At 64.1% G+C, this 26,149-nt stretch carries 19 protein-coding genes and 2 riboswitches; of the genes, 11 read left to right on the top strand and 8 right to left on the bottom strand.

Annotated elements, in window-relative coordinates; all coding sequences use genetic code 11:
- Positions 1-47: 47 nt before the first annotated feature.
- The 5 genes from E3T38_RS11285 to E3T38_RS11305 form a co-directional block, all read right to left on the bottom strand.
- A complete protein-coding gene (locus E3T38_RS11285) occupies positions 48-851 on the bottom strand; it encodes a hypothetical protein (protein WP_134548300.1) in 804 nt (267 codons plus the stop codon).
- An 89-nt stretch (positions 852-940) separates the two neighbouring features.
- Positions 941-3,274 (bottom strand): hydantoinase B/oxoprolinase family protein, encoded by a 2,334-nt coding sequence (locus tag E3T38_RS11290; RefSeq protein WP_134548301.1) that lies wholly within the window; start codon positions 3,272-3,274, stop codon positions 941-943.
- A gap of 50 nt (positions 3,275-3,324) precedes the next feature.
- A complete protein-coding gene (locus E3T38_RS11295) occupies positions 3,325-5,451 on the bottom strand; it encodes a hydantoinase/oxoprolinase family protein (protein WP_134548302.1) in 2,127 nt (708 codons plus the stop codon).
- 2 nt (positions 5,452-5,453) lie between these two features.
- The gene (locus E3T38_RS11300) at positions 5,454-5,909 is read right to left on the bottom strand and encodes an acetone carboxylase subunit gamma (RefSeq protein WP_104197504.1); all 456 of its coding nucleotides are present in this window, start codon (positions 5,907-5,909) and stop codon (positions 5,454-5,456) included.
- Between the two features lie 46 nt (positions 5,910-5,955).
- Positions 5,956-7,812: a hydantoinase/oxoprolinase family protein gene (locus E3T38_RS11305; protein WP_134548303.1), complete on the bottom strand. Its 1,857-nt coding sequence runs from the start codon at positions 7,810-7,812 to the stop codon at positions 5,956-5,958.
- A gap of 167 nt (positions 7,813-7,979) precedes the next feature.
- Here E3T38_RS11305 and E3T38_RS11310 point away from each other — a divergent pair, with 167 nt between their 5' ends.
- The gene (locus tag E3T38_RS11310; RefSeq protein ID WP_134548304.1) at positions 7,980-9,839 is read left to right on the top strand and encodes a sigma-54-dependent Fis family transcriptional regulator; all 1,860 of its coding nucleotides are present in this window, start codon (positions 7,980-7,982) and stop codon (positions 9,837-9,839) included.
- On the opposite strand, the gene E3T38_RS11315 is transcribed toward E3T38_RS11310, so the two are convergent.
- Positions 9,826-11,100 (bottom strand): MFS transporter, encoded by a 1,275-nt coding sequence (locus tag E3T38_RS11315; protein ID WP_370449026.1) that lies wholly within the window; start codon positions 11,098-11,100, stop codon positions 9,826-9,828. The genes E3T38_RS11310 and E3T38_RS11315 overlap by 14 nt on opposite strands.
- 109 nt (positions 11,101-11,209) lie before the next feature.
- On the opposite strand from E3T38_RS11315, the gene abc-f reads away from it, so the two are divergent.
- Positions 11,210-12,874 carry a ribosomal protection-like ABC-F family protein gene (abc-f, locus tag E3T38_RS11320; protein WP_134548305.1) on the top strand — a complete coding sequence of 555 codons (1,665 nt, stop codon included), beginning with the start codon at positions 11,210-11,212 and terminating at the stop codon, positions 12,872-12,874.
- Positions 12,875-12,958: 84 nt separating this feature from the next.
- Here abc-f and E3T38_RS11325 read toward each other — a convergent pair whose 3' ends face one another.
- Positions 12,959-13,327, bottom strand: a complete 369-nt coding sequence (locus E3T38_RS11325) for a LysR family transcriptional regulator (protein WP_134548306.1) — start codon at positions 13,325-13,327, stop codon at positions 12,959-12,961.
- A 125-nt stretch (positions 13,328-13,452) separates the two neighbouring features.
- On the opposite strand from E3T38_RS11325, the gene E3T38_RS11330 reads away from it, so the two are divergent.
- The 5 genes from E3T38_RS11330 to gcvP all read left to right on the top strand — a co-directional run bounded on the left by E3T38_RS11330 (position 13,453) and on the right by gcvP (position 19,539).
- A complete protein-coding gene (locus E3T38_RS11330; RefSeq protein WP_104197750.1) occupies positions 13,453-14,055 on the top strand; it encodes an LON peptidase substrate-binding domain-containing protein in 603 nt (200 codons plus the stop codon).
- Between the two features lie 60 nt (positions 14,056-14,115).
- Positions 14,116-14,721, top strand: a complete 606-nt coding sequence (locus E3T38_RS11335) for a DNA-3-methyladenine glycosylase I (RefSeq protein ID WP_134548307.1) — start codon at positions 14,116-14,118, stop codon at positions 14,719-14,721.
- A 39-nt stretch (positions 14,722-14,760) separates the two neighbouring features.
- Positions 14,761-14,856, top strand: a riboswitch (glycine riboswitch).
- A riboswitch (glycine riboswitch) is annotated at positions 14,857-14,971 on the top strand.
- Between the two features lie 69 nt (positions 14,972-15,040).
- A complete protein-coding gene (gene gcvT / locus E3T38_RS11340; protein ID WP_134548308.1) occupies positions 15,041-16,189 on the top strand; it encodes a glycine cleavage system aminomethyltransferase GcvT in 1,149 nt (382 codons plus the stop codon).
- A gap of 53 nt (positions 16,190-16,242) precedes the next feature.
- Complete coding sequence (gene gcvH / locus E3T38_RS11345; protein ID WP_134548309.1) at positions 16,243-16,614, top strand: glycine cleavage system protein GcvH; 372 nt, start codon at positions 16,243-16,245, stop codon at positions 16,612-16,614.
- Between the two features lie 27 nt (positions 16,615-16,641).
- Entirely contained in the window at positions 16,642-19,539 is a 2,898-nt protein-coding gene (gcvP, locus tag E3T38_RS11350; RefSeq protein WP_241984460.1) for an aminomethyl-transferring glycine dehydrogenase, read from the top strand.
- Between the two features lie 3 nt (positions 19,540-19,542).
- On the opposite strand, the gene E3T38_RS11355 is transcribed toward gcvP, so the two are convergent.
- Positions 19,543-20,334 carry a CPBP family intramembrane glutamic endopeptidase gene (locus E3T38_RS11355; RefSeq protein WP_241984429.1) on the bottom strand — a complete coding sequence of 264 codons (792 nt, stop codon included), beginning with the start codon at positions 20,332-20,334 and terminating at the stop codon, positions 19,543-19,545.
- A 308-nt stretch (positions 20,335-20,642) separates the two neighbouring features.
- Here E3T38_RS11355 and E3T38_RS11360 point away from each other — a divergent pair, with 308 nt between their 5' ends.
- The 4 genes from E3T38_RS11360 (at position 20,643) to E3T38_RS11375 (ending at position 26,117) form a co-directional block, all read left to right on the top strand.
- The gene (locus E3T38_RS11360) at positions 20,643-22,316 is read left to right on the top strand and encodes an ABC transporter substrate-binding protein (RefSeq protein ID WP_134548312.1); all 1,674 of its coding nucleotides are present in this window, start codon (positions 20,643-20,645) and stop codon (positions 22,314-22,316) included.
- 189 nt (positions 22,317-22,505) lie between these two features.
- Positions 22,506-23,435 (top strand): ABC transporter permease, encoded by a 930-nt coding sequence (locus E3T38_RS11365; RefSeq protein ID WP_134548532.1) that lies wholly within the window; start codon positions 22,506-22,508, stop codon positions 23,433-23,435.
- A complete protein-coding gene (locus E3T38_RS11370; RefSeq protein ID WP_134548313.1) occupies positions 23,425-24,372 on the top strand; it encodes an ABC transporter permease in 948 nt (315 codons plus the stop codon). The genes E3T38_RS11365 and E3T38_RS11370 overlap by 11 nt, the downstream gene beginning before the upstream one ends.
- Positions 24,369-26,117, top strand: coding sequence for an ABC transporter ATP-binding protein (locus E3T38_RS11375; RefSeq protein ID WP_134548314.1), 1,749 nt, complete (start codon positions 24,369-24,371; stop codon positions 26,115-26,117). The genes E3T38_RS11370 and E3T38_RS11375 overlap by 4 nt, the downstream gene beginning before the upstream one ends.
- Positions 26,118-26,149: the final 32 nt, after the last annotated feature.

A 26,149-nucleotide genomic window follows, 5' to 3' on the forward strand; every position in this document is an offset into this window, starting at 1 on the left:
TACCGCATTCGTGCCGGTCGCGTTCTTCGCGACCGCCATCATCTGGTTTAGACCAGTTTCGAAATGCGACTCAGCACCCGCTCCGGAACTGCCTGGCGCGGCACCTCGCCCACCAGAAAATCACCGACCGGCAGGGTGTCGGTGTCGTTCGACCAGAAATCCGTGCCGATCACCGCTCCGTGGAGCGCACTTTTGTGCAGCTCGACCCGATCGTCGTGCCGCTGGCCGAGCGCCCACTGGTAGTGGTCGGTCACGTTGGTGATCGGAGAGTACGTCGACAGCGGTATCGGTTCGCTGCCGAGAGAGGGTTCGCGGTCATCGAGCAACACCGCGATCAACGGCAGCGCGGCGAATCCGCGCAGCCAGTCGGCGACATACATGGATGCGTTTTCGGCAGTGTCGGCGTCGAGCCCCGACACGTCGGCCGACCCCGAAAACGGATGCGTTCGCGCCAGCCACTGCATAGGTGACGGAATCTGCAGCACGACCGGCACCCGCTGAGTCTGGCTCAGCACGGTGACCAGTTCGATCACGGATGCCGTCGTTTCGGCATCACCCAGCAGGGTGCGGAGGGCGTAACCGGTGCGGGACTTGGCGCCCATGGCGGCTTGCAGAGCGGGATCAGATGCGACCCGGTGTGCATAGAACCGGTCGAGACTGACCAGCGCCAGATCGGACTTGAGAACGCCCTGAACCTGGCCGAAGAAATTCGCGTACGCCATGGGTTCCTGCCACGGCACGGGTTTACCCTGCAAAAAAACGGATTGGGCATAATCGTGACTGTCCAACACCACAGCCCGACTGCGGCCCGAGGGTGGCTCGGCCAGAAGCTCATGTAGCGAAAGTGTCATGGTGTCTCCCTGTGATCGATTAAAAGGGTGACCCGTGGCTGCGAGGCCGCCAGGAGACGACCCCGCAGCCACGGGTCAGAAAGGACAGGTCAGGATTTGTGCACGGTCTCTTCGCCGTATTTCTGCTCGAGTTCACGTACCCGCGCCTCGAGCTTGCTGATTTTCAGTACTCGGCGGTCAGGAACCATGATGAGTGGCAGATCTTTGATCTTGCCCTTGACTCGCTCGGGCTCGATTTTGCCCCAGTGCGTCGCCAGCAGTTCCTCGTTGTTGTCCTGTCCCCACGAACCGTAATAGAGCAGGTCCTTGGGCGGCTCTTCTTGAACGAATTCCGCAACGAACTCCTTGTACGGCTTTCCGCGGCTGATCCGATCCTGGCGCATCTGTGCCCGCAGCAGGGTCGTTTTTTCTTCGTGCACCACGAAGGTGTCTGCTTCCCAGACCACGCCGTAGATGTTCGTGGCGACGTGGGCCGAGATCCGGTCCAGTTCCAGGTCAGTCACGACGAGTTCGGGGTCGCGCTCCAGCACGTCGCCGTAGCCGCCGCCGGCGCCCTGGGCGATCATGTACAGCTCGCCCTCCTTCGCCACGTCGAACTGCAGTCCCATGTGACCGGACTGGTAGTCGCCGCCCGCAAAAGGCTGCTCGTTCATGACACGTTCCATCGACAGGTTGAACTGCGAGGGGTCTTTCTTGATGATGTCGTAGATGTTGATGTTTTTGACCATGGCCAGGGGGTACGTCGGGCATCCGTACCCTCCGAACATGCCCGGAACCGAGGAGAACTTCGATCCAGAGGTGACGGTCATGAAACCCCAGCTCGGTGTGCCGCGTGAGGCCACCATCATCTCGTAGCCCATACCGCCGCGAAACTTTCCGAAGCCCTGGTTGTCGCGCACCAGCCGTTTGCTGACCAACTGCAGAAACGGAACCTCCTCTTCCATGACTTCCTGCTCGCCGAGGTCGGCCATGGCGCAGAATAACGGCGCTACGGCATTTTCACCGTCGCGGAATGCTTTCGCGCCGCCGCCCATGCCGTTGAGGTCAGCGCACAGGTTGCCCACTTGTTCACCGTTCTGCGTGGTGCCGCCCCAGAGAAAATCGTTGATCTGGTTGAACCACGGCGCGACGACGTTCGAGTATTTCTGCGGCGATGAGAACTGCATCTTGGCGAAGGCCGACTGCAGGGCGGAGAAGCCGCGGAAGGATGCCTGCAGCGACTGGCCGACGGGCGCGTCGTACCCGGCATCCGCCCAGGTATGTTCCTCCGTGATGATTTCAATCGGCGACAACGCTCCGGTGCTGCGAGGCAGGTCGGGCCACCAGTACGAGAGAACTGCCTGGGACATGAACGATTTCGTTGACGCGAGCGGTGAGTTGAGGGCGCGATTGAGAATCTCGGGGCCGGTACCGGTGAGGTCGATGATCATTCGTTCGCCCTCAACGGTGATCTTGCAGGCGAACTTGATCAGAATGTTCTCCTTGAGCGTGGAGTCCACGAACTGATTGAAGGTGACGGTGCCGTCGGGCAACTCGGCGATGCGGCGGCGCACCTCAGTCTCGACGTCCTCGACGGTGACGCGAAGGGACGCGACGAAGGTCTCCTGTCCCACCTCGTCGATGAGCCGGTCGACGGTGTCCATGATGCGCCGGGTAGCGCCCATCTTTACCTTGATGTCGGCGAGCATGAGCTTCGGGTCGCGCGTGGAGTGCTGCAAGAACGTGAGCAGGTCACGACGCAGATGGCCCTTCTCCACGATCTTGATCGGCGAGGCCCGCAGACCGTCATCGAATGGTGACTCCGAACCCGACGGCATGCCACCCGGTTCACACGCTCCGTTCTCGCCTTCGTGGATGGTCGCACCCACCCAGGCGATGATGATTCCGTCGCGCATGACCGGCACAAGCATCGACTGGTCGGTGTTGTGCACCATGCCGAAGCGGGAGTCGTTGTGGAAGAAACCGTCACCCGGGTTGATGCCGACTGTGGGCTCATCCTTCCAGTTCTTCATGATGTAGCGGATGGGGTGGTGCAGCACCGCGGAGAAGGCGATCACGCCGCGGTTGGAGAGATACGTGACATCGCCCTCGGCGGTGTAGACCGCGCAGGAGAGGTCGGCCCACTTCGCTCCGGGCGCTGCGCCCATGCTCTCGCACATCTCGAAGGCCTCATCAAGTGCACCGGCCAGGCGCTTGCGAATCCGGTCGACCTCGAGCGGGTCGATGCCCTGCGCGATGCACTCCTCCTCATAAGCGGTGCGCGGCATGATCTCATGAGTACGCATGATGGCTGGATCTGGTCCGAGAAAAAGAGTGGTCTCGTCCATGAACTTGTCGACCCACTGCTGTTCCTGGTCGGTGAGTAGCTGGGACGCGTCGTCGTTTCCGCTGGTGGGCACGAACTTGTCAGTTGTCAATGTCATGGTTCAAGCTCCTTTGCTTATTTGAGGTGTTGCGAGGATGAGAAAAACAGTCAGTCGCTCAGTAGCCATACCGCACCCTGACTGGTCGGTTCCAGCCGCCAGCCGGGCTCGACCAGGTAGGTGGTGTTCTCGGTCGTGACGATCGCCGGTCCGTGGATCACGTATTCGTGTTTGAGCGCCTCGGCGTCGTAGACGGGGGTGTCGACCGCGCCGGCGATACTCGTGAAATGCACCGACCGATGCGAGACCGGTTCCGGCTTGATCTTCTCCCCGCCGGTGTGAATCGACTCGAATGCAATGACTTCGCCCTCGATATAGGACGCTACGCGAATGGTCTGCGCACGGACGCCCGCCTCCGGCGCCTGGGTGCCCTCGCCGTAGCGTTCGCCAAAGAGATCGGAGAACGTCTTGATCAGGTGCAGCACGTCGGCGACTCCATTGACCCGGTTGATGGTGAAGGCGACGGCCGTGGTGACGAGCTGGTTGCCGTAGCGCATGTCCATTTCGAGGCGGTAGCGCACGTCGGCGCGGTCGTAGCCCTGGCGTACGAGGTCTTCGGCGCCCTTCGCTTCGAGCTCCTCGATGTACCCGTTGAGCGCCTCGTACTGGGCGTAGAGGTTGCGCTTGATCGGTTCGTAGAGCACGACGTAGGCGCTGCGTTCGTGAATGTGCAGCGGACGCATGTTGCCGGCTCCGAGCGCGGAGAACACCGAGGCGAACGGCGGAAACAAGATACGGCTGATGCCGGCGCTCGCCGCGATACCGCAGGCATGCAGCGGGCCGTTACCGCCGTAGGCGAGCATCGTGTAGTCCTCGATCAGCCCGCCGCGCGAGCGCAGCTCCTTTTCGATGCCGATCGCCATCTGTTCGTCGACAGTCTTCTTGATCACCTTGGCAACCTCGACCGCGTCCAGGTCGAGCTCGTCGCTGAGCGTCTCATCGATGACATAGATCGAACGCTTCTTGTTGAGAGTGATGTGCCCGTTGGCGTAGTTGTCCGGGTCGAGATAGCCGAGTACCAGGTCGGCGTCGGTAACCGTTGGGCGCAGGCCACCGCGGTCGTAGCAGGCCGGGCCTGGGTCGCTTCCGGCTGACTCCGGCCCGATCTGGAGGGCATGGTGAATGCGGTTGTAGGCGGCGATAGATCCGCCGCCGGCGCCGAGCGTGTTGAGGTGGATCATCGGCGCGGAAACCATCCAGCGACCAATGGTGGGCTGGAAGTCGTAGTGCCGTACCCCGCCCTCTGGCACCAGACCGATGTCGAACGAGGTGCCACCCATATCCATTGACACTACGTCGCCGAGGCCGGTCGACTCCGCGAGGTGCTGGGCCGCCCCGACACCGGCGATCGGTCCGGAGTGGATCGTCTGCAGGGCATCCGTTGAATTGGGCTGCGCCATACCGCCCGAGTTATGGATGACCAGCATCGGCTTCTCATAGCCGGAGTCGCGCAGGTTGTTGGAGAGCTGGTTGAGCGCATGGAACATGGTCTGGTGCAGAAAAGCGTCGACGATGGTGGCCATGGCCCGCACATATTCACCCTTGCGCCCCGATACCTGGCTGCTGAGTAGCACCGGAATGGACCCGAGCTCGTGCGCGGGGTACTCATCGAGAATGATTTCCAGAATGCGATCCTCGTGCACCGAGTTCTCGGTGGCGTTGGTCAGGGCAATGACGATGGCCTCGGCGCCGTTGTCGACGAGTTCGCGCACCTGCGTGCGCACGTCGTCGTACATGATCGGCACGAGCACCTCCCCAACCGAATCAATGCGTTCCTTCACCGAGCGGATGAGCTGGCGTGGCACGAGCGGTTCGGGACGTTGGGCGTCGGGCATGTCGCCCTGCTTGGCCCCGTCGAGTCCTTCGCCATAGCCGCGGCCGCGGGAGAGTGGGATGGTGTCTTCGAAGCCGTGGGTGACGATTGCCGCGACCCGTGGGCCCTTGCCCTCGATCAGGGCGTTGGTGCCCAGCGTCGTGGCGTAGCGCACCGAGTCGACCTCTTTGAGTGCTGTCTCGCGGCTGATACCAGCCCGCTCGCAGGCCCGAACCAGGGCTTCGTTGAAACCGAGTGCCAGGTTGTGGTGCGTGGTGAGCGCCTTGGATTCGATGTAAACGTCATCCCAGACGAAGAAACAATCGCTGAACGTGCCGCCGATGTCTACCGAGATTCGTTTCACGGTCAGTGTCCTTCGTTTTGGCGCGAGTGGGCGTGGGGTGCCACGGAGTCGAACCGCGCGCTGAGGTCGGCCTCGGCGTTTTCGCCAGGACCATAGTTGACGACCTCTTCGGGGTTGCCCCCGTGCACATTCCACTTTTCGCGCAGCGAGTCAATGTCCCACAGCATGTCTACGGTCGGTGGATGCCCCGGCGGCAGATATTCGGCTTCGATCTGGGTTCCGCAGGTGGGGCAGTAATACTCCAGGATGCGGCAGAAGGTGGGATCGGGAGAGAATGTGAATTCGTATTTCTCCGGGTCGATCACGGGAGGATGAATCTCTTGGGGGTCTCGGTCGTAGACCAGGGTGCCCTCTTTATAATTGCCACGAGCATCGCCGAAGTCGTGGGCGCAGACGCGGCAGATCCATCGTTCCGTGTCGAGGTCGATGAGCAGGTATTCGGTCATGGGAACGCGCATTTTGTTTGTACCTTCCTTGGGAAACAAAGTGGGTTGAGGTATCGGGTCAGAGCGTGTCGGCAAGTTGCAGGTCGCCGGCGGTCGAAACCGTGAGAGTCCAGCCGAGCGGCACCCGCGCGGTGAAGAACGGGCCCTCGACGATGGCCGGTCCGGCTGCCGTCGCACCGGCCCTCTGCTCGTCGAGGTGGTAGACGGGCACGGTGTCAATCTGGGTGGGAGTAGAGCGCACCTGTCGGGTTCCGGCGGCGACGGCGACGCTCGCTGAAGCGGGCGCTCCGCTGGCAATTTCCGGGTGCGGCAGCCGGAAGGTGGCCTTGAGGGCGAGGATCTCTTCGCCATCTTCGACCCGGGTCGACCAGTCGAGTTGGCACTCGCTCAGGTCGTGTCCTTCCTGGAACATGTCCTTGCCGGCATCCGCTTGCAGTGCGGTGCGTACCGCACCGATCTCGGCCGGTGAGAAGCTGGTGACGTTGGCTTCGTAGGACTGCGCGATGTCGGAGAAGCTGATGCCGTAGGCGGAGAACACTGCTGCGAGTCGCGGTACGAGTACCTGGTGCACGCGGGCTATGCGCGCGGCACTGCAGGCGTTCATCGGTCCGCCGCCGCCGAACGCGGCGACCGTGGTGTCACCGGTTGCACTCACGAGGTCGGCGAAGGAGCGCGCCAGGTGGCTGGAGTAGCTCGCTTCCATGAGAATCAGAGCCTCCTCGAGACTGATCCCGAGCGGGTCGGCGACGGTCTTGATAATGACCGCGCGCGACCGCTCGGCATCCAGTGCCATCTCGCCGTTCAGGTAAGTGGCAGGGTCGAGCACACCGAGCAGCAGGTTGACGTCGGTGATCGTGGCCGAGGTGCCGCCGAAACCGAAGCAGGCCGGTCCGGGCGCTGCGCCCACGCTTTCCGGGCCGACGGTGATCTCGCCGTCGTGGACGGCGATGATCGAACTGCCGCCGACTCCGGTGGAACGCACGTTGCTCATCTCATAGGAGATGTCGACGCCCTGGATCGATCCGCGCCGGTCGACGGCGATCGTGGAGTTGGCGACGGCGCCGACATCCGTTGTCGTGCCGCCGACATCGATCATGAGCACGTTGTCGAGACCGTAGGCCTCGGCGAGGGCACGCGTACCCTCGAGCCCGCCGCGCGGTCCGGAGGAGTAGGTCTTGAGTGCGACCGACTTGGCGACGCGGGAGGAGGCGCCGTCGTTACGGTAGATCAACAGCGGGTTCTTGACCTTGTAGGCGCGCAGCCGGTGTTCGGCACTGTAGAGAAAACGCTCGACCGTTGGATGCAGGAAAGAGTTCAGAATGCCCGACCAGACCTGGCGCTGCCTGGAGGTGTCTGTGGCGAACTCGCGGGAGAACAGGATCGGGACCGATCCGAGCAGGTGCCGCGGAAAATTCTTCAGCATTGTTCGTTTGAACAGGTGCTCGCGTTCGGCGCTCTGGCCGGCGACGACGAGACGTTCGGCCCCGGCGGTGGTCAGCCGGTTGATCTCGGCGACGAGCTGCTGAGCCAGGTTCTCCGGGGTCCCGGCGGCGGCGATGATGCCGACGCGGGCGCCGATCAGATCGTTGAAGAGCCCGGCCGTCTCTTCCGAGGTACCGAGCGAGTCTGGCAGAGTGGGATCGTCGGTGATCAGGCCGATCAGCGGGCCCTTGCGCTGCACAAGCGCGTTGGTGCCCTGCGTCGATGAATAGCGGATGTGCTGGGTCGAGTGCAGCAGACCGGCAAGGTTGGCGTCACCATAGATCTGCGCCGACGCTTTCGTCATGGCGTCGAAGAGACACTGGGACAGGTCGACCGGGGTGGTGAGGGTTTTGGTGAACGTGAAATCCGTGCCGCTGGCGACGACAATGTCGGTGAGGGTTCCACCATTGTCAATGTTGATCAAACGTTCCATGAGCGCTCCTTTGCGTTGCAGTTGTGAGTGACCGAGGCTCCCGAGGAAACCGCTCCCGTAAGAATGACCCCGCGTTCCCGCGGTGGCGTGTCCCACATTGGGACACCGTGCGGCTGGCGTTCGCCGGTCGCAGGGGGCATGCTTGCAGAGTCCACAAGGGAGTAGATATGCACAGAGTCGCCGAACGGCGAAGCAGGATTGCCGCCGCGCGCGCCGATTTTCTTCGCTTCGGCCACGCCGAAACCCAGTCGGTTCCCGGATTGGTAGCGGCTTCCTGGCAGCGATCCTTTTTAGCCGGCGTCGATGCCGTGGCGTCGCAGGCGGTGTTTCATAGCGACCTGGATCTCACCGGTCGGCTGATGCGGTGCTCCGAACCGGTCATCGCCCGACTGAGCGACGAGATGGCCCAGATGCCGCTGTCGATCGTTCTGACCGACTACAAGGCGCGAATTCTCAGTCGCTCCGAAACCGACACGACGATCGGAACCCTGCTCGACGAGGTGTCGCTCGCGCCGGGCTTCAACTATGCCGAAACAAACGTGGGAACCAACGGCATCGGCACCGTACTCGAGTCGGGCCAGTCGCTGTATATCGTGGGACCCGAACATTTTTTGGAGCACCTGCAGCCCTTCGCGTGCGCCGGGAGCCCCATTCGTGACCCGCTCACCGGCCGGGTGGAGGGGGTGCTCGACATTAGCTGCCTGAGCGAGGATGCCAGCCCCCTCATGCATTCCCTGGTGCAGTCGGCCGCCCATGAAATAGAGCGCAACCTGCTCATCGACCGCAGCCAGCGGCAACAGGCTCTGTTTGACGCGTATGTGCGGGTGGATTCTCGCACCCGCGGCGCGGTCATGGCGATCGGCGGTACCGTCGTGATGGGCAACACCGTTGCGCAGAGCCAGTTCTCTCCCGATGAACAGTGGACCATCCACCAACACGCCCGCTACCTGATGATCTCACCGGGGCAGCCGGTCGATGAGATCGAACTGTCGTCGGGCAAGATCGTGCAGATTCGGGGCAAGCGCGTCGTCGTCGGCTCCGACATCGTTGGTATCGTCGTGGTCGTCGAGATCAAGTCCGAACGGGCACGCCTCCCGGTCCGGGAGTCAGGTCTGACCCTGTCACAAGGGCGCGGGCGGCGGGTGCGTGAACCCGAGCGAAGCTCGGCAGCGGCAGCGGCCATCGTCCACGATGTGTCATCCCTGCTCGGCAAACGCGCCTCGAGCAGCCTGGTCACCGCGCTGACTGCGGGGGCGGCCCTGCTCGTGTGGGGGGAGGCCGGCGGCGGTAAGGTTTCGCTCCTCGCCGAACTCTATCGCCAGATCGTCCCGCTGGGGCGCAGTGTCGTGTTCGGCGCTGAAGCGCTCAACGAGAACGGTCTGCAATCCCTGTTGGAGAACGACCTGGTCAGCGTCGGGGTTCCGCCCACGCTGTACATTTTTCGCAATTTCGATCGGTTGAGTACGGCGGTCACCGAAGAAGTAGAGGCATTTTTCGTCGCCCGGGAGACTCGCGCCGACTCTGCCGGCATCGCCGTGACCGTGTCTCAACCCGATCTCCAGGCCGATCTCGCCGTCAATCGCGCGTATACGAGCCTGCTGCACCATTTTGAAACCTCCGTCACCGTGGCGCCCCTGCGGCATCGCATCGACGACCTGCCCGACATCGTCACCCAGGTCCTCGCCCGACGAGCCGGATTGCGCCCCGCCACCGTCAGCGCCGGCGCTATGCGGGTGATTTCCCGCTACCCCTGGCCGGGCAACATTCGGCAGCTCGAAGAAGCGCTCGATATCGCCCTGCTCACGCGCCCGGTTGGTGCCATCCAGGCGGAAGACCTGCCCGCCTATTGCCACGGCGTTGCGCCCCGGCTGCTGACGGCGCTGGAAGCAGGGGAGCGCGACCTCATTGTCGGCGCGCTACACAAAGCCGAAGGCAACCGGATGCGCGCGGCGGAGTCCCTGGGAATCGCTCGGTCGTCGCTCTATCGCAAACTGAAAAGCTTCGGCATCACGGTCACCGACTCGTAGTCGCTATGCGCAGCCGACCGATGGACCAGAACACCACAATCGCAACCAGGGGCATGGCAGCGATGCCGAGCCCGGAGTAGCCGGCCAGCGCCAAAATCGGACCGGCGAGCGCGCCGCCGAGCGCGCCGGCCGCGTTCATGGCGAGGTCAGAGAAACCCTGCAACGACGCGCGCTCCTCGATCTGCACGGCTTCGGACACGAGCGCCGAACCGGCCACAACGGATGCCGACCAGCCCAGTCCCAGAAAGATCAGGCTGAGCGTCATCGTGCTTTGTGATCCGTCGCTGAGCGAGGCGACGGTGAGGGCGACGAGCATCAGGGTCTGTCCTCCGAGAATGACCGGGACACGACCCACTCGGTCGGCGAGTGCGCCGAAGACAGGGGAGAGGGCGTACATTCCGGCCACGTGCAGGCTGATAGTCAGCCCAACGACGGCGAGGGTGGCGCCGTGGTCACGCAGGTGCACCGGAGCCATCGACATCAAGGCCACCATGGTGGCGTGGCTGAGCGCGATGACCATGACGGCGTACCGGGCCGCCACGTTGCCGCGCAGAATTGACAGACCGCCATTGGCCCGGCGGATGCCCGCGCTCGCCGGACGCGCGGCCAGCGCGGTCAATAGGGGGTCGGGGAGCAGCCCGAGCGCGTAGACGAAGGCGGCGGCGACCGTGGCAGCGAGGGAAAACGCGAAAGCGCCCGTCATCGCCGGCAGGCCGAGCGCTGCGCCGAGCACTTCGCCCGGTCCGAACAGGTTCGGGCCGAGTACGGCGCCAATCGTGGTCGACCAGACCACGATTGAGAGGTCGCGGGCCCGAAAGCGGGGGATGGCGAGGTCAGTGGCCGCGAAGCGAGCCTGAAGATTGGTGGCCGAGCCGGCACCGAGCAGCATGAGGGAGAAAAGCAGCAGGGCAAAGCTGTCGACCGACACCGAGGTGATGGCGAGTATCGCACCCGTGCCTGCGGCGAGCGAGCCGGTCGCGAGCGATACCCGACGTCCGTGGGCCTGCGCCAGCCGAGCGAGGGGTATGGCCACGATCGCGGCGCCCAGGGTGCTCATAGTCGCAGCCATGCCCGACCAGGCACTCGACCCCGACAACTGCGCAGCCAGCAGCGCGCCGAGGGACAGGGTCGCGCCCATGCCGATTCCTCCGAGGATCTGCCCGGCGATGAGTACCCGCACCACGCGCTTCTGCAGCGCTGTGTGCATCAGCGGCGTCTGCGGCAAAGTCATCGGGTCGAAGCTGTGATTGTTGTCGTTCATCGTCTCGATTCCCCCGGTTACAGCCTCAGCAGACCCCTGCTGCACGGCCGAGGCTCACTCTACCGAGTAGCAGGCACAGGGACGGTGCAGTCAATGAGATTATGGAGTAATGACCGGAACACTCGTGGCCAGGGGCCTGGCCGGTGGCTACGCGCACCGCACCCTTTTTGAATCGCTCGATCTCACGGTCGCCCCCGGCGACGTCATCGGCGTGGTCGGTGCCAACGGGGCCGGTAAATCCACCCTCTTGAATCTGCTGTCCGGGCGTGGCGAGCCGCAGGCCGGCACTATTACCCTCAGCCCGGCGGATGCCTTCGTCGGCGCGCTCCCGCAGGAACACGAACGAGTTATCGGCGAGACCATCACCGCATACATCGCCCGGCGCACGGGCTGTGCTGCGGCGACGCGTGAACTGGATGCCGCGGCATCCGCTCTCGGGGATACCCAGCCGCGTACCGACGGAACCGATGCGGCCGACACCTATTCGACCGCGCTCGAACGCTGGCTGGCCAGCGGAGCCGCCGACCTCGACGAACGGCTGCCCATCGTTCTCGCCGACCTCGGCCTCGCGCTCGGCACCACACTCACCGCCGACAGCATGATGACGGCGCTCTCCGGAGGCCAGGCAGCGCGCGTCGGGCTTGCCGCCCTGCTGCTGTCCCGCTTTGACATCGTGCTGCTCGATGAGCCCACCAACGATCTCGATCTCGACGGGCTGGAACGCCTCGAAGCTTTCGTCAAGGGCCTCCGCGGCGCAGTCGTGCTGGTCAGCCATGACCGCGAATTTCTGGCCCGCTGCGTCACCCGCGTGCTCGAACTCGATCTCGCCCAGGGCGCGAACCGGGTGTTCGGCGGCGGCTACGATTCGTACCTTGAGGAACGCGAAACAGCGCGTAGGCACAACCGCGAGAATTACGACGAGTTCGCCGCCAAGAAGGCCGACCTCGTCGGCCGGGCCAGGACTCAGCGGGAATGGTCGAGCCAGGGCGTGCGCAACGCCATCAAGAAGGCGCCGGACAACGACAAGATCCGCCGTAAGGCCTCGGTCGAGTCGAGCGAGAAGCAGGGCCAAAAAGTGCGCCAGATGGAGAGCCGCATTGCGCGCCTCGACGAGGTCGAGGAGCCCCGCAAGGAGTGGCAGCTCGAGTTCACCATCGGTTCGGCCCCGCGCTCGAGCGCCGTCGTGGCTACCCTGAACAACGCCGAGTTCCACCAGGGAGATTTCGTGCTCGGCCCCGTGACGTTGCAGGTCAACGGCGGTGAACGCATCGGCATCACCGGCCCGAACGGTGCCGGCAAGTCCACGCTGCTGCGCGCCCTGCTCGGCCGTCAGAAAGCGGATGCCGGCAGCGCCCACCTCGGACCCAGCGTCTCGATTGGTGAAATCGACCAGGCTCGGGCCCATCTAGCCGGTGCCCGGCCTCTCGCGGTGAGCTTCGAGTCGCTCGTGCCCGAACTCTCGCCCGCCGAAGTGCGCACGTTGCTGGCCAAGTTCGGGCTCAAAGCCGACCACGTGAACCGGCCCGTTGACGAGTTATCACCGGGAGAGCGCACCCGCGCCGGCCTCGCACTGCTGCAGGCGCGCGGCGTCAACCTGCTCGTTCTCGACGAGCCGACCAACCACCTCGACCTCGCCGCGATCGAACAGCTCGAACAGGCGCTTGACAGCTATGAAGGAACACTGCTGCTCGTCACGCACGACCGCCGAATGCTCGACAACGTGCACACCGACCGGCACTGGCACGTCGAGGCTGGGCAGGTCACCGAGCTCTGATTTCGACCGATTCTCGCGTTTCACAGGCCACCGCGCGCTTGGCGTGGGGGCACCCTTCGCAGTCGTGTGCCAGGAACGCAGGGACTACCGCGACTGGCGTTTCTTGCCGAGCTTGGGTTGGCCCTTCACCGCGGGCGCGCGACCCCTGCCCTTACTGGCCTTGGCCTTGCCGCCGCCCGATCCGCCACCTGAACCACCGGCTGCGCCGGGCTGGGAGCCGCGACCGGCGGCGTGTGCGAGCTCGAGGCGCGCGTCGGCAAGAAAAGCGATCCCGATCTCGGTGAGCATCGTGCTCTCGGCGGAACGATCGAACAGTGCGTAGCCCAGTTCGGCCTCAACCTGCTTCACTGAGGCGCTGAGGGTGTCGCGCGAGACGCCGAGTGCCTGGGCGGCACGGGCGAAATCGGGAGCCTCGGCGGCGGCCACGAAGTGCCCAAGCAGGGTGATGTCCACGAACAGCCTTTCGTCGTTTGCGCGGGTGCGCGGTAGACCCTCTAGGCTACGCGTCGAATGCAGCCCATTCCAATCCGTCGCGCATAGGGCTTGGCGCAAGGCCGATGACGTGGTTCGCTGGGGGCATGACGACCCTGCCGATGTTTCCCCTGGGATCCGTGCTGTTTCCCTACATGCCGCTGCAACTGCGCGTGTTCGAGGAGCGCTACCTCGTCATGCTGGCCCGGGTGCTTGATTCCGAGCCGGCCGAGTTCGGCATCGTGCTGATCGAACGCGGGCAGGAAGTCGGCGGCGGCGAACGTCGCTTCAGCATCGGCACCGTCGCCCGGGTCACCCAGCTCGAAGCGCCAGAGGGCTACCTGGGGCTGGTCGTTCAGGGTGAGCGCAGAATCGAGGTGACCGAGTGGATGCCGGAGGACCCGCATCCGCTCGCCACCGTTCGCGCGGTGCCCGACTTGACATGGGACGATGCGCTGCAGCCGCGCCGGGAACAAGCCGAACAGATCGTGCGCCGCACCCTGTCGCTCGCGAGCGAGTTCTCCGACCAGGAGTGGTCGCCCGATGTGGCGCTCTCGCACGATCCGACCGCCGCTGCCTGGCAGCTCGCCGCGATCGCCCCGGTTGGACCACTCGACCAGATCGCGCTCCTGCGCTCCGACACGATGTCAGCACTGCTGGACAACATCATCGAGCTGACCGAGGCTGCAGCCGAGTCTTTGTCCTGGTGAATGGCCCCACACTCGCGGCTTGGCGACGGCCGTCTGCGGGGCCGGTGTCTAATGGTTCGTATGGAACAATTACCAGCCCCCGGGGTGATCGTCGGCCCCGATGGGCTCGCCCGCCCCGCCTGGGCCTCGGTCGACCCGATGTTACGCGATTACTACGACACGGAGTGGGGCGTGCCCGTGCGCGACGAGCACGGGCTGTACGAACGTATCAGCCTCGAGGCGTTCCAATCCGGGTTGTCCTGGGCGATCATTCTGCGCAAGCGCCCCGGGTTCCGAGCAGCATTCGCCGACTTTGACCCCGAGCGGGTCGCCGCCTTCGACGAAAATGACGTTATGCGGCTGCTGAACGATGAGAAAATCGTACGCAACCGCCTCAAGATCCACGCCACTATTACGAACGCGCGGGCCACGGTCGCCCTTCGCGACAGCGGTGGCCTGGTGGATTTTGTCTGGTCGTTCCAACCCGATGCCACGCCAGCGCCGCTGACGCAGTCCGACGTGCCCACCCGCTCCGATGCATCCGTCGCACTCTCGAAAGCACTCAAGAAAATCGGCTTCGTCTTCGTTGGACCGACCACGATGTTCGCCCTCATGGAAGCGATCGGCATCATCGATACCCACCTCGTCGACAGTCATCGGCGTGGCAGCAGCGGGGTGTGGGGCTAGGCTGGCTCCAAGTCACATCACAACTAAACATCGGGTCATATGGACGATGCGGGAGAGTTCGGCGCGAAGGCGTGCGAACACCGAAGGAGCAATCCTCCCCGACAATCTCTCAGGTACTCGTACCGCATCGAACTGGCCACTCTGAAAAGTAGATTGAACGCGCTCTGCGTGTTTCACAATCTCGCCCACGGTGAAAGTCAGCGCGTCCGCGCTGGTGAAGCTCTCAGGCACGAGCGACAGAGGGGGAGTTCCCACGAGGCTCAACCGAGCCTCGCACACATGCGGCCGCGCCAATTCGGCCCTGTCACCCGGAGAACTCATGACCTCGGCTGATTCCAGCACCCCCGCCAGCACCGAGCGGTTCTCGCCGCTGCACCAGGCGCACGTCGACGCCGGTGCGAGCTTCACCGACTTCGCCGGCTGGCAGATGCCGGTGCGCTACTCGAGCGATCTCGCTGAGCACCACGCCGTGCGCACCGAAGCCGGCCTGTTCGACCTGTCGCATATGGCCGAAATTCTGGTCGAGGGCCCAGATGCCGCCGCCTACCTCGACTATGCGCTCGCCGGCAAACTCTCGGTCATCGAGCTGTGGCAGGCCAAGTACAGCCTGCTCCTCGCGAAGAACGGCGGCATCATCGACGACCTCGTCGTCTACCGCCTGGGCGACACCAGGTTTCTCATCGTTGCCAACGCCGGCAATCGTTTCGCCGCTTTCGATGCGCTGCGCGCCCGTGCCGACGGCTTCACCGTGAGCGTCGTCGACCAGAGCGACGACTACGCCCTCATCGCTGTGCAGGGCCCCAACGCCCTCGCCATTCTTAATGCCACCGAGGGCGTCACCGACCTCGGCACCGACCTGCACTTCATGAAGTATTACCGCATCACGGATGCTTCCTTCCGCGGCCAGCCACTTCTGGTGGCTCGCACCGGCTACACCGGTGAAGACGGCTTCGAGCTCTACCTCGCGGCCGCGCGAGCCCGAGAGCTGTGGGATGCACTCATGAGCGCCGGCGCCGAGAAAGGGCTCGTTCCGGCCGGGCTCGCCAGTCGTGACACCCTTCGGCTCGAAGCCGGCATGCCGCTCTACGGTCACGAGCTCACCCGGAACACCTTCCCAGCGCAGGCGGGCCTTGGCCGGGTGGTCAACCTGGGCAAGGAGAACGACTTCGTCGGCCGCGCCGCGATCGAAAGAGGGCCGGAGGTGGGGGTATCCGTTTTGGTGGGTCTGATTGCCGCCGGCAAGCGTGCCGGGCGCGCTGACTACGAGATTTTCCGCAGCCTCGACGCCGAGACTTGCGACGGCGTCATCACGAGCGGCGCGCTCTCACCAACCCTCGGCTACCCGATCGCCATGGCCTACGTCACACCCGACCTCGCCCGCCTCGGTACCGAGGTGTACGTCGACGTGCGTGGCACCCGCCTTCCCGCCACTGTTACCTCGCTTCCGTTCTATAAGCGCGTCAAATAGCTCCGCCCTGTTGAAATAGCCCTGAATCCGTGCACCCTGCGAAAGGCAACACCATGACAGACACATCCCAACTGCAGTACACCGCTGAGCATGAGTGGGTTTTGATCGACGGCAGCATTGCGACCGTCGGCATCACCGCCTATGCCGCCGAGAAGCTCGGCGACGTGGTTTTCGTCGAACTGCCCGAGGTGGGCAGCACGGTCGCCGGCGGCACGGTCATCGGCGAAATCGAGTCGACCAAGTCGGTCGGGGAATTGTTCGCACCGGTCAACGGCACCGTCACCGCCACCAACGATGCCGTGGTCGAGAGCCCCGAGCTGGTCAATAGCGATCCGTTCGGCGCAGGTTGGCTGATCAAGGTTGAGTTCGACACGCTGCCCACCCTGCTCAGCCCGGCCGAATATTCGGCCCTCATCGGCGAGTAGCTCATGGAAACGCAGGTTCGGCAGCAGATGCCCACGGCCTTCACCCAGCGCCACATCGGAACGACTGCAGGCGCCCAGTCCCACATGCTCGCCACACTCGGCTATACCTCGGTGGACGACCTCGTTTCCGCCGCCATGCCCGCGTCGATTCACGCAGATCTGTTTCGGCAGGATGCAGGTAGCGCCCTCCCGCCCGCCGCGACCGAGAACGAGGCCGTCGCCGAACTGCGCGCCCTGGCCGATCGCAATACGGTCAAACGCTCCCTGATCGGTCTCGGCTATTACGACACGTTCACGCCCGCTGTGATCAAGCGCAACGTGTTCGAGAACCCCAGCTGGTACACGGCCTACACGCCCTACCAGCCCGAGATCTCGCAGGGCCGGCTCGAAGCCCTCATCAACTTTCAGACCATGATTGCCGATCTCACCGGTCTGACCACCGCCAACGCGTCGATGCTCGACGAGTCGACGGCGGTCGTCGAGGGCATGCTGCTCGCCCTGCGCGCCTCCAAATCCACCTCACGCCGATTCATCGTTGACACGGATGCTTTTCCCCAGACCCACGCGCTGCTCGCCAACCGCGCCGCAGCCCTCGGCATCGAACTCGCCCAGGTCCCGCTCAGCGAGCAGACCACGGCCGAGGACCTCGGCGACTATTTCGGCGTCTTCGTGCAGTACCCGTCGGCATCTGGTCGCATCTGGAACCCGCAAGCGGTCATCGATCTTGCGCATGAAAGCAAAGCGCTCGCCGTGGTAGCCGCCGACCTGCTGGCTCTCACCCTGCTCAAGTCGCCCGGCGACCTCGGCGCCGATGTCGCCGTCGGCACGAGCCAGCGCTTCGGCGTGCCGATGGGCTTCGGCGGACCGCACGCCGGCTACATGGCCGTGCGCAAGGGTCTCGAACGCCAGCTGCCCGGCCGCCTCGTCGGCGTCAGCGTCGATGCCACCGGACACCCCGCCTACCGCCTCGCCCTGCAGGTGCGCGAACAGCACATCCGCCGCGACAAGGCCACCTCGAACATCTGCACCGCCCAGGTGCTGCTCGCTGTCATGGCCGGAATGTACGCGGTCTACCACGGGCCACAGGGTCTCACCGCGATCGCCGAGCAGGTGCACGAGCGAGCTGGCGCCCTCGTCGCCGCCTTGCGCGCCATCGACGTCGACGTGCAAAGCGACACGTTCTTTGATACCGTCCGGGTCCTCGTGCCGAGCGCGGCCGAGGTCGTTGCAAAGGCGGCGGCGAGTGGCTACAACCTGTATCAGGTCGACGAGACCACCATCAGTGTGTCGGTCGACGAGACCACCACGCTCGCCGATCTGTCTTATGTCGTCGGCGCGTTCGGCGGCCGCGATGCGTTCGGCCACGTCGACTTCGACGCCGTGGCGCATGGGCTGCCGAGCGAGTTGGGTCGCGAGAGCGAATTCCTCACCCACCCGGTGTTCAACACGCACGCTTCCGAGACCAGCATGATGCGCTACCTCAAGCGCCTCGCCGACTACGACTATGCGCTTGACCGGGGCATGATCCCGCTCGGCTCCTGCACCATGAAGCTCAACGCGGCGAGCGAAATGGAGGCCGTCAGCTGGCCCGAATTCGCCGGGATCCACCCCTTCGCCCCGAGAGCGGATGTCGAGGGTTACCTGCACCTCGTGCGGCAACTCGAAACGTGGCTCGCCGATGTCACCGGGTACGACTCCGTGTCGTTGCAGCCGAACGCCGGCAGCCAGGGCGAACTCGCCGGCCTGCTGGCCATCCGCGGGTACCACCAGTCCAACGGGCAGATCGATCGCACGGTCTGCCTGATCCCGTCGAGCGCGCACGGCACCAACGCGGCATCCGCTGTGCTGGCGGGCATGCGCGTTGTCGTCGTGGCCTGCGACGAGCTCGGTAACGTCGACCTTGCCGACCTGCACGCCAAGATCGCCGAGCATGCCGATAGCCTCGCCGCCCTCATGATCACCTACCCCTCGACGCACGGCGTCTACGAGCACGAGGTCGCCACCATTTGTTCGGCGGTGCACGCGGCCGGCGGCCAGGTCTACGTCGACGGCGCCAACCTCAACGCGCTGCTCGGTTTCGCCCGCTACGGCGATTTCGGCGGCGACGTCTCCCACCTGAACCTGCACAAGACCTTCTGCATCCCGCACGGGGGCGGCGGACCGGGCGTCGGCCCGGTTGCGGCCAAGGCGCACCTCGCGTCGTTCCTCCCGGGGCATCCGCTTGCCCAGAGCGACGAGCACTACCTGCTGGGAAGCGGGGGAGCCAGCACCACCGTCGTGCATGCCGGTGGGCCGGTCTCGGCGGCGCCCTATGGCAGCCCGAGCATCCTGCCCATCTCGTGGGCGTACGTGCGCATGATGGGCATCGACGGCCTCAAGCAGGCCACCGGCGCAGCCGTGCTCGCCGCCAATTACGTCGCGAAACGCCTCGAAAATAGCTACCCGTTGCTCTACTCGGGCGAGAGCGGCTTGGTCGCGCACGAGTGCATCCTCGACCTGCGACCGCTCACTGCGGCCACCGGTGTGACCGTCGATGACGTGGCTAAACGCCTCGTCGACTACGGCTTCCACTCGCCGACGATGAGCTTTCCGGTAGCCGGAACGCTCATGGTCGAACCCACCGAGAGCGAAGACCTCGGCGAAATCGACCGTTTCATCGACGCCATGATCGCGATCAAGGTCGAAGCGGATGCCGTAGCCGCCGGCCGCTGGCCCGCCGACGACAACCCGTTGCACAACGCGCCGCACACTGCGCAGTCGGTGATCGAGGGGGAGTGGGAGCATCCGTACGACCGGGGCACCGCGGTGTATCCACTCGCGAGCCTGGTGCGGGGCAAGTACTGGCCGCCGGTGCGGCGCATCGACAACGCCTATGGTGACCGCAACCTGGTCTGCGCCTGCCCGCCGCCCGAGGCGTTCGAGTAGAAGTTAGCTGGCCGGGGCGAGCAGCCCCGGCCACCAGGCCAGCGCGAGCGGGTAGCCGACGAACGAGAGAATGTCGAGCAGCCAGTGGGTCACCACGAGCGGCATGGTGCGCCCCCAGCGGGTGTAGCACCAACCGAACACGACGCCCATGGCGACGTTGCCGAAGAACGGCCCAACGCCCTGGTACAGGTGATAGCTGCCGCGCAGTGTGGCCGAGCTCAAAATGATGGTCCAGGGTGACCAACCGAGTTCACGCAGCCGGGTGAACAGGTAGCCGACCACGATGATTTCCTCGACCAGCGCAGCCTTCAGGGCCGCGAAGACCAGTATGGGTATGGTCCACCAGAAAGTGTCGAGCGGCGAGGGCACCACGGCCACGGTGAACCCCAACGCGCGCCCGGCCAGGTACAGCGCGAGGCCCGGGATTCCGATGACCAGCAGCAGTCCAAACCCGCCCAGCACATCCCTGCCCGGACGGGTCAGGTCGAAGCCGAGCCGGGTGAACGGATTCTGCCCGGGACGCCAGAGCAGAAACATCACCAGGGCTACCGCTCCGAGCCCGAACGCGATACCCAGAAACTGGTACGTGAAGTCGAGCCACTCACGCGGCGACTGCGAGCCGTTCAGCGTCGCCGACTGGTCGGCGAGGGGGGTCGTGTCGCTCAACCGGGCCACGATCGACACGATCGAGTACACCGCCGATGCCCCGAGCGACAGCGCGAGAACAATGCCGATCTCCCAATAGTTCCGGGAACGGTCGAGCCGGGAACTCGGCAACAGGGATGCTTGCGGCATGGCCCTATCCTGCCACCCCGCCATCCCAGGTACCCGCTTCACGATCACAGGAGCTGTACCTCCCCTTTGGGGCTACCTCGCAACATATGTGCAAAAGCGCACTGTTTTACGCTCAATAGTTGCCGAAAGGGTTGCGCGTCGATAACATTCTTCGCCCTATTACTCATTCTGGGCGAATAACAAACTAGGCTCGAAACAACCCCCCAATCTTGAGTTCGCTCTTCTGCGACCAAAATTGGGTTGACTCTACTGGCGCTCGACACGATCAAGAGCCGTGTCGGGCCCCCATTTGTGCATTGGAGCAAAAATTGAAAATCAAGAGAATGGGCATTGTCGCCATTGCTCTCGCGTCGACCGGAGCGCTCATGCTCGCTGGCTGCGCTGGTGGCGGAGCGACCACCGGTGACGACAGCGCAATCATCACGACGAACGGCAGCGAGCCGCAGATGTCGCTGATCCCGACCAACACCACCGAGGCGGGCGGCGGCAAGATCGTCACGTCGATTTTTGCCGGCCTGGTCTCCTACTCGGAGGCCGGGGGGATTGAGAACGAGGTCGCCGAATCGATCGAGTCTGACGACGCCACGACGTGGACTGTCTCGCTCAAGGATGGTTGGACCTTCAGCAACGACGAGCCGGTCACGGCTTCGTCCTTTGTCGACGCCTGGAACTACGGCGCCCTCGTTACCAACGCGCAGGGGTCCTCCTACTTCTTCGACAACATCGTCGGCTACTCCGATGTCTCCAACACCAAGGATGATCCCACCGGGGCCACTGACGATGCCGGTCAAGTTCTTCAGGTTCCCGACCCGCTCGCCGAGACCATGTCCGGCCTGAAGGTTGTCGATGACACGACGTTCACCGTAGAGCTCGCCGGCACCGAGGCCGACTGGCCGCTGCGCCTCGGCTACTCGGCCTTCTCGCCGCTGCCTGCCGTGGCCTTCGAAGACATGGACGCCTTCGGCCAAAACCCGGTTGGCAACGGCCCGTATATGCTTGCCGGCGAGGACGCCTGGCAGCACGACGTGCAGATCGAGCTCGTCACGAACCCGGACTACTCGGGGGTTCGCACCCCGAAGAACGACGGGTTGACCATCGTCTTTTTTGCCTCCTTCGACGCTGGCTACGCGGCCGTACAGGGCGGCGACCTCGACGTGCTCGACCAGATCCCCGAAGCTGCCCTCGCGACCTACGAATCCGACTTTCCGGACTCTTTCGTGAATGAGCCCGCCGCAGTGTTCCAGGCCTTCAACATGCCGTACTACCTCGAGCACTGGTCCGGTGAGGAGGGTAAGCTGCGCCGCGCCGCTCTCTCTATGGCCATCGACCGTGCCGAGATCACCGACGTCGTCTTCCAGGGCACCCGTACCCCGGCCACCGACTTCACTTCTCCAGTCATCGACGGCTATTCTGACTCGCTCGAGGGTTCCGAAGTGCTTGATTTCAACCCCGAAGAGGCTGTCGCGCTCTGGGCCCAGGCCGATGCCATCTCCCCGTACACGGGTACGTTCGACATCGCGTACAACGCCGACGGACCGCACCAGGTCTGGGTCGACGCCGTCGTCAACAGTGTCAAGAACACTCTCGGCATCAACGCGGTCGGCAAACCGTACCCGACCTTTGCTGCCTCCATCGATGACCGTGAAGCCCAGACGTTGACCGGCGGTACCCGCTCTGGCTGGCTGGCCGATTACCCCTCGCTCTACAACTTCCTCGCGCCGTTGTACCAGACCGGTGCCGGCTCGAACTACGAGGGTTACAGCAGCGAAGAGTTCGACACGCTTCTTAAAGGCGGCGCCGCGGCGTCGAGTGTTGAGGATGCCACTGCCAAGTACGTCGAGGCTCAGGAAGTTCTGCTGCAGGACCTCCCGACCATCCCGCTCTGGTACCAGAACACCTCCGGTGTCTGGTCCGACAGCGTGAGCAACGTCGAGTTCGGCTGGGATTCCGTGCCGCTCTACTACGCAATCACCAGGAACTAACAGTTCGCTCCTAGTACGTCGTTGCGAGAGGCCCGGGGGTCATTCCCCGGGCCTCTCGAGTTTCACTTAATGATTGCGATTTTCCATGCACCTGATTTCCGCCGTGTCGTCCAGCACCGTGTCGACCAGCACCGTGTCGTCAAGAACCGTATCGACCAGCACCGTGTCGACCAAGCCCCTGGGTACCTGATGCTCTGGTACACCGGCAAGCGCCTGCTCCAGATGATTCCCGTGTTCTTCGGCGCCACGTTTTTGATCTACTTCATGGTGTTCTCCCTTCCGGGAGACCCCGTCGCTGCCCTCTACGGCGACCGGCCGCCGTCGGCCGCCGTTCTCTCGCAGATCCGGGCCGAGTACAACCTCGACAAGCCGTTCATCGTGCAGTATCTGCTCTACATCGGTAACTTTTTCCAAGGCGACCTCGGTACCACTTACTCCGGTCGTTCTGTGTCCGACGTCATGGCCTCGGCCTTTCCGATCACGGCACGGCTCGCCATGCTCGCCCTCGCCTTCGAGGCGTTTTTCGGAATTTTCGTCGGTCTCATTGCCGGTCTCCGCAAGGGCAAACTGTTCGATGCGAGCGCCCTCGTCGTGAGCCTGTTGCTGATCAGCGTGCCCACGTTCGTCATCGGTTTCGTGCTGCAATTCGTGTTCGGTGTGCAACTCGGCTGGGCCCGCACCACGGTCAGTGGTGCAGCACCGCTCGACGAACTGATTCTGCCAGCGCTGGTCCTGGCATCCGTTTCATTTGCCTACATTGTGCGCCTGACCCGGGCTAGTGTGTCCGACAATCTCAACGCCGACTTCGTGCGCACCGCGACGGCCAAGGGCCTATCCCGCCCCCGTGTCGTGACCGTGCACGTGCTGCGCAATTCCCTCGTTCCCGTGATCACCTTTCTCGGTGTCGACATTGGCTCGCTTATGGTCGGTGCCATCGTCACCGAGGGCATCTTCAATATCAACGGGGTCGGTGGCACCGTTTTCAAGGCCATTCGCCTGGGCGAAGGACCAACCGTTGTCTCGTTCATTGCCGTGATGGTCGTGATCTTCGTACTCGCCAACCTGCTCGTCGATCTGCTGTACGCAGCTCTGGACCCAAGGATCCGTTATGCCAAATAAGAATCCGGGCGTGCAGCCGCACTTCGTTGCCGCGCTCGAAGACACCCCGCTCGTCGCCATCGATCGCCTCGACGAGACCGCGAAAGCTCGCAGCACCTGGGCGGATGCCTGGGAGGCGATGCGACGTCGCCCCACGTTCTGGATCTCCTCGGGACTCATCCTGCTGATCGTGCTGGTGGCGCTGTTCCCCACCTGGTTCGCTTCGGTATCGCCGACCCAGTGCCAGCTGTCGGACAGCAACGGGGTTCCGCAGTCAGGGCACCCGCTGGGATTCACCTTCCAGGGCTGCGACGTCTATGCCCGAATCATCTTCGGCACGAGTGCCTCGGTGACCGTGGGAATACTGGCTGCGGTAATCGTGACCTTGTTCGGTCTCATCGTCGGCGCCCTCGCCGGCTACTACGGCGGATTCCTCGACGGCGTCGTCTCACGGATCGGCGACATCTTCTTCGCTGTTCCCACCGTGCTCGGCGCCATCGTGTTGCTCTCGGTGCTGCCGGACCGCACTCCGGTGGTGATCGCCCTGGTCATCTCGATCTTCGCCTGGCCGCAAGTCGCCCGCATTATGCGCGGCGCAGTACTCACCGCCCGCAACTCGGACTATGTCGTGGCTTCGGTCGCGCTCGGTGTGTCGAAGTTCAAAATTTTGGTGCGGCACGTGATGCCTAATGCCATCGCCCCCGTGATCGTTATCGCGACGGTGTCACTTGGAACGTTCATCGTTGCCGAAGCGACGCTGTCGTTCTTGGGCATCGGCCTCGGTCCCGGCACGATGTCGTGGGGACGCGATATCGGTGAAGCGCAGACATCCATTCGCACGAGCCCGCAGGTGCTGTTGTACCCCTCGATCGCGCTTTCCTTGACCGTGCTGGCGTTCCTCATGCTCGGGGACGTTCTGCGCGATGCGCTCGACCCCCAGACGAGGGCACGCCGATGACCCAGTTAGCGACCGAAACCGTGAAGCAGATCCCGTCCACCGACTCCGCACCGCTGCTTGAAATTCGTAACCTCGAGGTCGGCTTCCGTACCCAGCGTGGTCTCGTGCCCGCCGTTCGCGGTGTGAACCTCATGCTCTACCCTGGCCAGACCCTTGCGATCGTGGGGGAGTCCGGTTCGGGTAAGACCACGACCGCCCAGGCGATCATCAAGCTGCTGGCCGGTACCGGCCACGTGACCGGCGGGCAGATCCTGTTCGAGGGCCGCGACCTGACCGCCCTGACCGCCGCCGAAATGCAGGCCGTGCGCGGCCGTGAGATCGGCTACGTTCCGCAGGACCCGATGAGCAACCTCAACCCGGTGTGGAACATCGGTTTTCAGGTGTCCGAAGCGATCAGGGTCAATAGTGGTCTCCGGGGCAAGGCATTGAAACAGCGCACCATCGAAGTGCTGCAGGACGCGGGGCTGGCGGATGCCGCCGACCGGCTCAAGCAGTACCCGCACCAGTTCTCCGGTGGAATGCGCCAGCGCGTGCTCATCGGCATCGGGCTGTCTGCCCGGCCGAAGTTGCTTATCGCCGATGAGCCCACGAGCGCGCTCGATGTCACCGTGCAGCGTCAGATTCTCGATCACCTCGCCACCCTCACTCGGGACTACGGCACGAGCGTTCTGTTCATCACGCACGACCTCGGCCTCGCTGCCGAACGGGCCGAACAGCTTGTGGTGATGTATAAAGGCAAGGTTGTCGAGTCCGGGCCGTCGCAGGAAATCCTGGCCAACCCGCAGCATCCATACACGCAGCGCCTCGTAGCGGCCGCTCCGAGCCTCGCGTCGCGGCGCATCCAGGCCAAAAAGAATCAGGAGCCCGCCGCCACCGAGATCTTCTCGATGGGCGGCATCGACACCGCGTTGATCACGCGCGCCACCGAACGCGAACTGGCGGCGTCGGGCAAGGACCTCATCTCGGTCGAGGGCATCAGCAAGATGTACCGCATTCGCAAATCCGGCCTGAAGTACGACGAACTCCTCGCCGTAAACGACGTGTCGTTTGGCGTGAAGAAGGGCACGACCACGGCGATCGTGGGGGAGTCCGGTTCCGGCAAATCGACGGTGGCCAAGCTTATTTTGCAGTTGGAGAGCCTCACCAGCGGGCGGATTGACTTCGAGGGGCGCGACGTCGCTGGGTTGAAGGGCCGGGAACTGCTGAACTTTCGTCGGCGCGTGCAGCCCGTGTTCCAAGACCCGTATGGCTCACTCGACCCGCAGTACAACGTGGGCAACACCATCGCTGAACCCCTGCTCGCGCACAAAGTGGGAACCCGAAAGGAACGGCAGAAGCGGGTATTGGAGCTGCTCGATCAGGTGTCGCTGCCGGCTGCGACGCAGTTTCGTTATCCGAGCGAGCTGTCCGGCGGCCAACGGCAGCGCATCGCGATTGCACGCGCCCTGGCGCTGAAGCCCGATGTCCTCGTGCTCGACGAGGCTGTGTCTGCGCTCGATGTGCTCGTGCAGGGTCAAATTTTGAACCTGCTCACCGAGTTGCAGACGGAACTGGGTCTGACGTACCTGTTCATCACCCATGATCTTGCGGTGGTGCGATTGGTCGCCGACAACGTCTGTGTCATGCAGAAGGGGCGTATCGTCGAGGCGGCATCCACCGACGACGTGTTCGACAACCCTCGGGAGCTCTACACGCAGGAGCTCCTCGGCGCCATCCCCGGTGGCGATTTCGAGTTCGGTCGCTAACCGCTCGATTCGTCCCAGACAGGCCTGACCGG

This window comes from Cryobacterium sp. Hb1 (assembly GCF_004403585.1).
In the GTDB taxonomy this organism is placed as follows: domain Bacteria; phylum Actinomycetota; class Actinomycetes; order Actinomycetales; family Microbacteriaceae; genus Cryobacterium; species Cryobacterium lyxosi.